This is a genomic window from Acidimicrobiia bacterium (genome assembly GCA_035651955.1).
GTDB lineage: Bacteria > Actinomycetota > Acidimicrobiia > IMCC26256 > JAMXLJ01 > JAMXLJ01.
In genome coordinates this window covers 45,533-54,921 of the sequence record DASRES010000072.1, presented here as the reverse complement: position 1 = coordinate 54,921, position 9,389 = coordinate 45,533, and the positions used below count along the sequence as shown (strand labels likewise).

Genomic DNA, 9,389 nt, shown 5'->3' with positions numbered 1-9,389 from the left:
GCCGCCGACGTTGTCGGGCCGTTGTGATCCACGTGATGCACCCCACCGTTCTCACGTGCCACACTGAGACGGATCCGCGTGATGGTGTCCAGCAGCGGGCGTCGTCCAGTCCCGACCGGAGGTGTCGGATGGAAGCGTTCGCAAACGACTGGCGAGGACCTCACGACACGACCGTCCCCGTCCACGGCGACATCGATCTCGGCACGGTCGACGCGCTCGACGATGCGTTCGGGCGCGCGATCGCCCACCACCCGGCCGTCGTTCGCGTCGACCTGTCAGACGTCGACTTCGCCGACTCGACCGCGCTGAACGCGTTCGTCAGGTGGCACCGCGAAGGACAGCGCTGCGGCTTCCACGTCGTGTTCGTGTCACCGAGCACCCCCGTCGAGCGCCTCCTCGTCCTGACCGGGCTCGACGAGCTCCTGACCGTCGAACGCTGACGCGCGGCGGGTTGCGTTGGGACACGAGGAGAGTCGACCGGTGCAATCCGTGGAGCGCGAGCTGCCGGAGGCGTTCGACCGGATCGCGCGCGTTCTGCTCGCCGAGCGGACGGTCGGCGGGGCACTCGACCGCATCTGCCGGCTCGCGCTGCACACCGTCGACGGCTGCGACCACGCGGGATCGTCGCTCGTCGCGCGCGGCCGGATCAGCACTCCGGCCGGCACGGACGCCGTCGCACACCGGCTCGACAAGGTGCAAGAGCGCGCACGCCGAGGACCGTGTCTCGAGGCGATCAGCGAGCAGCGGATCATCGAGAGCGCGGACCTCGGTCAGGAGTCGCGGTGGCCCGAGTTCACCGGGGAGGCTCTGCGGTTGGGCGTGCACAGCTCGCTGTCGTTCCAGCTCCCCGGCGGCGACGACGAGCACAGCGCGCTGAACCTGTACTCCACGAAGCCGTTCGGGTTCACGGAGCATTCGCGCATCGTCGGCGGGGTCTTCGCCGCACACGCGGGCGTCGCGATCGCAGCCGCGAAGCAGCACGAGCGCTCGTTCAACCTCGAGCAGGCGCTCGCGACACGCGACGTCATCGGCCAGGCCAAGGGCATCATCATGGCCCGCACCGGCGTCGACGCCGACGAGGCGTTCGGCCTGCTGACGCACGCGTCGCAACGACTCAACCGTCGCCTCCGCGACGTCGCCGACGACATCGCGCACGGCCGCGAACCGACCTCGATGTGAGTCGCTCGTAAGCAGTCGCGCGCCATGTGGACTCCGACGACGCGCGAGGTCAGGGCGCGCCTGTCGGGACGGTCGTGGACGTCGTGCTCGTGGACGTCGTCGGCGGCGGCGCCGTAGTCGTCGTGGTCGGCGGCGCGGTCGTCGTTGTCGTGGTCAGCGCAGTGGTCGTCGTGGTCGGTGGCGCGGTCGTCGTCGTGGTGCTCGGCGGCGCGGAGGCCGGCGTCGTCGTGATCACAGCCGGCCGCCCGGACGCGACGGTCGTCACCGACGTGCGTTGTGTCCGCAGGATCGTGTGACGCGCCGCGATCGCAGCGAGGAACGGCAGCGCCGCATCCGGGTTCGGCGGGGACGCGTCGGCCGCGAAGGACGCGGGCGCCGGCACCGCCTGCGCGAGCGGGCGCGACGTCGGCGGCGTCGACGGCGCAGTCGTCGTCGACGGTTCGCGCGCGACGCGCTCGCCCGAGACCTGGACGCCACCGTGATCACCCGCGCGCCACGTCAGCACGGCACCCAGCGCGACCAACGCGAAGATCGCGGCGAGTGCCGATCCGAGGAAGATCCGGTCACCCGTCGCGAGACGAGCGCGCCGTGATCGCCGGCGCGAGCGTCGTGTGCTCACGCTGTCGCTCCCGCGCGTGTACGCGAACGCTGGCGACCCGAATCGGTCGCGTCGTGCATGCCTCGTCCCGCCCGTGCTCAGCTCGTCCCCGCCCCCGGGGCACCCGACCCATACCCTGACGGCGACGCCGCCAATCGTCAGTCATATCCGGACGCTTCGAGGCGCGGCTCGCGAGTGGCACGTCAGCGAGGCTGTCGTCTCCTGAGCTAGATGTCGTAGTAGAGGTAGAACTCCCACGGGTGCGGGCGGAGCTGCACCTGGTCGATCTCGTTCACCCGCTTGTACGTGATCCACGTGTCGATCACGTCCGGCGTGAACACGCCTCCCGCGAGCAGGAACTCGTGGTCGGCCTCGAGCGCGGCGAGGCTCTCGTTCAGCGACCCCGGAACCTGCGGTACCTTCGCGAGCTCCTCGGGCGCGAGGTCGTACAGGTCGCGGTCGACGGGTGTCGGCGGCTCGATGCGGTTCGCGATCCCGTCGAGCCCGGCCATCAGCATCGCGGAGAACGCGAGGTACGGGTTGCACGACGGGTCGGGGCAGCGGAATTCGAGTCGCTTCGCCTTCGGGCTCTTCGAGTAGAGCGGGATGCGGACCGACGCGGACCGGTTCCGCTGCGAGTACACGAGGTTGACTGGCGCCTCGTAACCAGGCACCAACCGCTTGTAGGAGTTCGTCGTCGGGTTCGAGAACGCGAGCACCGACGACGCGTGACGCAGCAGCCCGCCGATGTACCAGCGCGCCATGTCGGACAGGCCCGCGTAGCCCTTCTCGTCGAAGAACAGCGGCTCACCGCCCTTCCACAACGACTGGTGCACGTGCATGCCCGAGCCGTTGTCCATGAAGATCGGCTTCGGCATGAACGTCACCGAGTAGCCGGCCTGACGCGCCACGTTCTTCACCACGTACTTGTAGAGCATCAGCTTGTCGGCCATGACGCCGAGCGTGTCGAAGCGCATGTCGATCTCGGCCTGACCGGCGGTGCCGACCTCGTGGTGCTGCACCTCGATCGCGATGCCGACCTGCTCGAGGACGCGGACCATCTCGGAACGCAGGTCCTGGAACTGGTCCATGGGCGGGACCGGGAAGTAGCCCTCCTTGTAACGGGGCTTGTACGCGAGGTTGGGCGAACCGTCGAGCTCGCGCTCACGACCCGAGTTCCACACGCCCTCGACCGAGTCGACGAAGTAGTAGCCCGAGTACTGGTTCTGGTCGAAGCGCACGGAGTCGAAGATGTAGAACTCCGCCTCGGGCCCGAAGTACGCGGTGTCCGCGAGACCCGTGCCCCGCAAGTAGTCCTCGGCCTTCCGCGCGATGTAGCGCGGGTCGCGGCTGTACGCCTCACCAGTCACGGGGTCGCGCACGTAGCAGTTGATGTTCAGCGTCTTGTGCTGACGGAACGGGTCGATCACCGCGGTGTTCGCGTCGGGAACCAGGAGCATGTCGGACTCCTGGATCTCCTGGAAGCCGCGGATCGACGAGCCGTCGAAGCCGAGCCCGTCCTCGAACACGTCCTCGGTCAGCTCGTGCGCGGGAACGGAGAAGTGCTGCATCAGGCCCGGCAGGTCGCAGAACCGGACGTCGATCACGTCGACGTTCTCGTCCTTCAGCATCTTCACGACGTCGCCGGGTGTGCGCTGCTCCACCGTCGATACCTCCATCCACGGGATCGTCCACGGGTCCGGGACGGCGGGAGCGTAGGCCGGGCCCCACCACCCGTGACGGAGCCAGGGCGCGCCCCGCCGAGGATGAAGCTGGCAGCCGGCGATTTCGCGTCCGTTGCCCCTCGATGAACGCTCTGTTAACGCGCCGGCGCGGGGTCGGGCGGACCGGCGGTGACGCCGATGCCAGGTGCAACACTTCAGGTCGGGCCCCGTGTGATCCGAGGAGCGCGCCATGGAACGCCAGCTCGACTACGTGCTGCGGACCGTCGAGGAACGCGGCGTGCGGTTCGTACGCCTCTGGTTCGCCGACGTCCTCGGCACGATGAAGTCCTTCGCCATCACACCGGCCGAGCTCGAGGTCGCGCTCGAAGAGGGCATGACGTTCGACGGCTCCGCCATCGAGGGATACAGCCGCGTGCAGGAAGCCGACATGCTGGCGCGGCCCGACCCGTCCACGTTCGAGATCGTCCCGTGGCGCGGCGAGGACGCGCCCGTCGCGCGGATGTTCTGCGACATCTGCCATCTCTCGGGTGAACCGTTCGACGGCGACCCCCGCTACGTGCTGAAGCGCAACCTCGATCGCGCGCGCGAGAAGGGCTTCACGTTCTACGCGGGGCCGGAGATGGAGTTCTTCTACTTCCGCTCTCCCGACCAGCCGATCCCGCTCGACCGCGGCGGGTACTTCGAGCTCACCCAGCTCGACATGGTCAGCGAGCTGCGCAAGCAGACGCTCCTGACGCTCGAGGCGCTCGGCATCCCCGTCGAGTACAGCTTCCACGAGCTCGGCCCGAGCCAGCACGAGATCGACCTGCGCTACACCGACGCGTTGACGATGGCGGACAACGTGATGACGTTCCGTCTCGTCGTCAAGGAGGTCGCGCAGGACCTCGGCGTCTACGCGACGTTCATGCCGAAGCCCATCACCGGGTCGTTCGGCTCCGGCATGCACACGCACCTGTCCCTGTTCGAAGGCGACGTCAACGCGTTCCACGACCCCGGCGACGAGCACGGCCTGTCGAAGGTCGGCAAGTGCTTCATCGCCGGACTCCTCCGCCACGCGCGCGAGATCACCGCGGTCACGAACCAGTGGGTGAACTCCTACAAGCGTCTCGTCGTGGGCTACGAGGCGCCCGTCTACATCTGCTGGGCGCGCAACAACCGCTCGGCGCTCGTACGCGTGCCGCTCGCGAAGAAGGGCAAGGAGAGCTCGACGCGCGTCGAGTTCCGCTCGCCCGACCCCGCCTGCAACCCGTACCTCGCGTTCTCCGTCATGCTCGCCGCCGGGCTGAAGGGCATCGACGAGGGCTACGAGCTGCCACCCGAGGCGACGAACAACATCTACGAGATGACCGCCGAAGAAAGGGCCGCGGAGGGCATCGGTGCGCTCCCGCAGTCGCTCAAGGAGGCGGTCGACGTCATGGAGGGTTCGGAGCTCGTGGCGGAAACCCTCGGCGAGCACCTCTTCGACTACATGATCCGCAACAAGCGGGAGGAGTGGGAGGAGTACAAGGCACACGTGACGCCGTTCGAGATCGACCGGTACCTCGGGATCCTCTGAGATGAGCGAGCGAGCCGTCAGACGGACGTCGCCCCGGGAAGCGGCACCGCGCGCGCCGGGAGCGGAGGCATAGTGCCCGACATGGCGACCGGTGCACTGTGCGTCTTCCCGGATCCGGCCCCGCCGTTGCTCGCGCAGACGCTGGACCTGTGCGGGTACCGGTGGAAGGCCATCGCGAACGCCGCGGGCGCGACGCGCTACGAGCCGTCCGACGGTTGGCTGGGCGCGGTCGTGTGCGCGGATGCGTCGCCGGACGACGCGTTCGCGGTGTGTCGTGTGCTGCGCCGGCGCGACACCGCGGTCGAGCCGATCCTCCTGCTCGTCAGCGGCGCGCAGCTCAGCGAGCTCGAGCTGCGCGAAGACCTCTTCGACGACTTCTGCCTGTCACCGTTCCACCCGCAGGAGGTCGAGGCCCGTCTGCGACACCTGTTCTGGCGCGCCGGTCACTCGAGCCGGCCGGAGATCGTCGAGTACGGCGAGCTCGTGCTCAACCTCGAGACCTACCAGGCCGGGCTCGGTGGGCGGCCTCTGGACCTCACGTACATGGAGTACGAGCTGCTGAAGTTCCTCGCGCTGCACCCGGGCAAGGTGTTCACGCGCGAGCAGCTGCTGTCGCGTGTGTGGGGATACGAGTACTACGGCGGTGCGCGCACGGTCGACGTGCACGTCCGACGGTTGCGGGCGAAGCTCGGCGAGGAGCACGCACCGCTGATCCAGACGGTCCGGTCGGTGGGCTACCGGTTCGGCCAGGCGCGCTGGCTCCCGGGCACCGACGCCACGCCCGCCGACGTCTCGTAGCCTGTCACCCCGGGGACACCGGCCCGCGCGTTCGGCCGGCACCGACCGCGGGTACAGCTGGGAGCCGAGCATCATGTCGTCGCCCCCGCCCGTCCTCGCCGGCCGCTACCGCCTGACCGCGCTGCTCGCGCGCGGCGGCATGGCCGACGTCCACCGCGCAATCGACGCGCGCCTCGAGCGCGACGTCGCGGTCAAGATCCTGCGCGAGGACGGTGACCGCGCGCGCTTCGACGGTGAGGTCCAGACCCTCGCCGCGCTCCACCATCCGAACCTCGTACGACTCCTCGACGCGGGAACCGACGAGCACCAGGGCCGCTTCCTCGTGCTCGAGCTCCGCGAGGAGCCGACGCTCGCAGACCGTCTTCGGTCGGGCCCGCTGACGACCGAGCAGACCGCGCGCATCGCGACCGATGTCGCGGACGCGCTCGCATACGTCCACGCGCGCGGCATCGTCCATCGCGACGTGAAGCCGGGCAACATCTTCGTCACCGACGACTCCCACGCGCAGCTCGCCGACTTCGGCATCGCGAAGGTGGGCGACGTCGCGCTGACGTCGACGGGCATGACCGTCGGGACCGCCGCCTATCTCGCACCCGAGCAGGTGGACGGGCGTGCCGCGTCGAGCGCGGTCGACGTCTACGCGCTCGGGCTCGTGATGATCGAGTGTCTCACCGGCCGGCGCGCGTTCGACGGCCCGGCCGGGGAGGTCGCGGTGGCGCGGCTCGTCCGGGACCCCGAGCTCCCCACGAACGTCCCCGAGCGCTGGGCGGCGCTGCTGTGTCGCATGACCGCGCGCGATCCGTCGACGCGGCCCACCGCCGGCGACGTCGCGGGCGAGCTCGCCGCGCTCGGAGCAACGGCGACCGCGCCCGTGACGCTGTCACCGGCGAGCACGACCGCGCCGCTCCCCGTCGTCGGCGAGCGGCGAGGCTCGCGCCGCCGCCGGCGGACGGTCGCGCTGCTCGGCACCGCGGCGCTCGCGGTCGCCGCCCTGACCGGCTCGCTCGTCGCGGCACACGGCGGCGACGCGCCCGCATCACCGCCGCCGCGCACGACGCGCAGCTCGGTGACGACGACGACCACGACGAGCGCTCCGCCGCCGACGACCGTGCAGCCCGTCGTCGTCACGACCTCACCCCGACGCGCGCGCCCCGAGACGAAGCTCCCGCGAGGCCACGACGGCAGCACACACGGGCGGCACGGAGACGGTGGCGGCGGCGACTGACCGCGCGGGCAGCTACGCGGGCTGACCCTCGGCGCGCTCGTCGGCGTCGTCGGCGAGCATCCACCCGATCAGCGCGCTCCACAGCCCGCCGACGAGGAACAGGATGACGGGCATCACGATCACCATCGCGACCACGATCACGACGACGCCGAGCACGCCGTCACCCTAGCCCGTGCGGCACGTACGCCCACACCTCGACCTCCACGCGCGCGCCACCGGGAAGCGCGGCGACCTGCACGGTGCTGCGCGCAGGACGGTGGTCCGCGAAGGCCGCGCCGTAGACGTCGTTGACGGCGGCGAAGTCGCCCAGATCGGTCACGAAGACGGTCGTCTTCGCGACGTCGCGCATCGACGCGCCGCAGTCGCGCAGGACAGCCTCGACGTTGCGCATCGCCTGCTCGGCCTGCGCGCGCGTTCCTTCGGCGAGGCGTCCGGTAGCGGGATCGAGACCGAGCTGGCCAGCGAGCACCAGCCAGTCGCCCGCGCGCACCGCGGGTGCGTAGGGCCCGGCCACGGGCGGCGCGCTCGGGGTGGGCACGGGTTCGACCGTCATCGCGGGCTCCTCGTGTGGACGCGCGTGGTGCGCACCGGGAACGTCTCGGGCCGCGCGCCGTCGGCGCGAGTGATCGCGTTCCAAGTCGCGGCCGCGACGGCCGCGAACGCGGCGTCGGCCACGGCGAGCGGCGGTCCGGGGTCGTCGACGATCTCGACGTCGACGCGCGGCATGTCACGCGCGCGCAGAATGCCGAACGAGCGGATCGTCAGGTCGTGCACGTCGCCGGTGTCCGGGTCCACCGCGATCGCCTCCGACAGCACCCAGCCGAGCGCCATGTGCGCCGCGCCGATCACGTACGAGCGCAACGTGACGGCGTCGAGCGCGTCACCCGCCGCGACCCGCACGGTGACGGCATCGATCGCCGCCGCGTCCCGATCGAGCGAGACGCGCGCGCCGGCGAGCGCACCCGCCCCCGTCGTCACGACCGTGTCGAGCGCGACGTCGGCAGTCCGTCCGTCACCGACGAGCGCAGACGGCTCGACACTCGCCTCTGCGAGCGCTCCCGCGACGAGCACGGCCGACTCCGCGAGACCCACCGCGCGCAACGCGGTTCCGACCGGCGGCCCCACCACCGCGACCTCGTGCCACGAGGCGCGCACGGGCGCGGGGCCGGGGCTGGACGCGCCGAGAGCCTCGAAGGCGGCGCGGCCGCCGCGCGCGACGAGGCCGTCGAGCTCGACGACACCGTCGGTGTAGCGGGCGCGCGCCGCGATCGGCGGGCGCTTGGCGCCGAGACGGACGGCGTCCTCGCGCGAGAGCACGACGCGCACCGCACGCCCGAAGCGATCGGCGAGCGCGCGGGCCGCGGCCGGCGCAACGGAATCTGCCTTCCCGCCGAACGCGCCACCGTTCGCGAGGGGCGACGCGGGATCACCAGCCGGCGCGCACCACGACGCGTCGGGTTCGAGGTACGCGGGCTCGACCCAGCTCGTCGCGAGGCGCACCCCGCCGTCCCAGGGGTCCGGCAGCGCGATCGGCGGTCGCTCCTCGATCGTCGTACGGCGCCCCTGCACCTTTCCCGCGCGGGCGCGCGCCTCGTGCAACGAGTCGGCGACGACCCAGTCCAATCCCTCGGCCTCGATGCCGTCGGCGCCGGAACCGGGCGGCAGCGGGACGGCGACGAGCGCGTCCGCCGGCGCGGTGTCGTCGGCGAAGCCGCCCCGCCCGAGCACGACATCCGTCCCGACGCGTTGCGCGACGCCGCCCTCGAGCGTCGCGCGCGCGCCGGCAGCGTCGAGATCCCGCGCGCGGGCCTCGACGTGGGCGTCGCCACGGCCGACACACTCGACGGCCTCGCGGATCGTCTGCCAGCCCGTGCACCGGCACAGGTGCGCGGCGAGCGCGCGATCGACCTCGGCCGGTGCGCTCCGTCCCTTCGCGACCGCGGCCGCGCACCGGACGACGATTCCCGGCGTGCAGAACCCGCACTGCGAACCACCCGTCGCGACGAACGCGCCCGCGAAGGCGTCGCGCACGCCCGGATCGAGCCCGTCGACCGTCGTGACGCACCGGCCGGCCACCCGGGTCGCGGGCGTCACACACGCGACGCGCGCATCGCCGTCAACGAGTACCGTGCAACACCCGCACTGGCCTTGCGGCGCGCAGCCGTCCTTCACCGAGCGGACGCCGAGCCGTTCGCGCAGCACCGTGAGCAGCGTCTCGCCCGGCTCCACGGGCACGGTCACCGGCCGGCCGTCGCAGGTGAACTCGAGCGTCTCCGACATCTCGCGGGAGGATACGGGGCCCTCCGCGAACGCCGCGAACATCCGCGCGCGGCGGAGCCGGCGCGTCGG

At 71.3% G+C, this 9,389-nt stretch carries 10 protein-coding genes; 5 read left to right on the top strand and 5 right to left on the bottom strand.

What is annotated here, in order from left to right; genetic code table 11:
• Positions 1-128 precede the first annotated feature (128 nt).
• Positions 129-440, top strand: a complete 312-nt coding sequence (locus tag VFC33_15930) for an STAS domain-containing protein (GenBank protein ID HZR14728.1) — start codon at positions 129-131, stop codon at positions 438-440.
• A gap of 40 nt (positions 441-480) precedes the next feature.
• Complete coding sequence (locus tag VFC33_15925; GenBank protein HZR14727.1) at positions 481-1,179, top strand: ANTAR domain-containing protein; 699 nt, start codon at positions 481-483, stop codon at positions 1,177-1,179.
• 49 nt (positions 1,180-1,228) lie between these two features.
• Here VFC33_15925 and VFC33_15920 read toward each other — a convergent pair whose 3' ends face one another.
• The gene (locus tag VFC33_15920; GenBank protein HZR14726.1) at positions 1,229-1,798 is read right to left on the bottom strand and encodes a hypothetical protein; all 570 of its coding nucleotides are present in this window, start codon (positions 1,796-1,798) and stop codon (positions 1,229-1,231) included.
• 206 nt (positions 1,799-2,004) lie between these two features.
• Positions 2,005-3,456, bottom strand: a complete 1,452-nt coding sequence (glnA, locus tag VFC33_15915) for a type I glutamate--ammonia ligase (protein HZR14725.1) — start codon at positions 3,454-3,456, stop codon at positions 2,005-2,007.
• 235 nt (positions 3,457-3,691) lie between these two features.
• On the opposite strand from glnA, the gene VFC33_15910 reads away from it, so the two are divergent.
• The 3 genes from VFC33_15910 (at position 3,692) to VFC33_15900 (ending at position 7,040) form a co-directional block, all read left to right on the top strand.
• Entirely contained in the window at positions 3,692-5,017 is a 1,326-nt protein-coding gene (locus VFC33_15910; GenBank protein ID HZR14724.1) for a glutamine synthetase family protein, read from the top strand.
• A gap of 81 nt (positions 5,018-5,098) precedes the next feature.
• Entirely contained in the window at positions 5,099-5,815 is a 717-nt protein-coding gene (locus VFC33_15905; GenBank protein ID HZR14723.1) for a response regulator transcription factor, read from the top strand.
• 73 nt (positions 5,816-5,888) lie between these two features.
• Complete coding sequence (locus VFC33_15900; protein HZR14722.1) at positions 5,889-7,040, top strand: serine/threonine-protein kinase; 1,152 nt, start codon at positions 5,889-5,891, stop codon at positions 7,038-7,040.
• A 12-nt stretch (positions 7,041-7,052) separates the two neighbouring features.
• Here the strand turns inward: VFC33_15900 and VFC33_15895 are convergent, their stop codons facing one another.
• Genes VFC33_15895 through VFC33_15885 form a run of 3 tightly spaced genes read right to left on the bottom strand, consistent with a single transcriptional unit; the run spans position 7,053 to position 9,320 of the window.
• Positions 7,053-7,196 carry a hypothetical protein gene (locus VFC33_15895; protein HZR14721.1) on the bottom strand — a complete coding sequence of 48 codons (144 nt, stop codon included), beginning with the start codon at positions 7,194-7,196 and terminating at the stop codon, positions 7,053-7,055.
• A 4-nt stretch (positions 7,197-7,200) separates the two neighbouring features.
• Positions 7,201-7,593, bottom strand: coding sequence for a Rid family detoxifying hydrolase (locus VFC33_15890; GenBank protein HZR14720.1), 393 nt, complete (start codon positions 7,591-7,593; stop codon positions 7,201-7,203).
• Positions 7,590-9,320 carry a 2Fe-2S iron-sulfur cluster-binding protein gene (locus tag VFC33_15885; GenBank protein ID HZR14719.1) on the bottom strand — a complete coding sequence of 577 codons (1,731 nt, stop codon included), beginning with the start codon at positions 9,318-9,320 and terminating at the stop codon, positions 7,590-7,592. The genes VFC33_15890 and VFC33_15885 overlap by 4 nt, the downstream gene beginning before the upstream one ends.
• Positions 9,321-9,389: the final 69 nt, after the last annotated feature.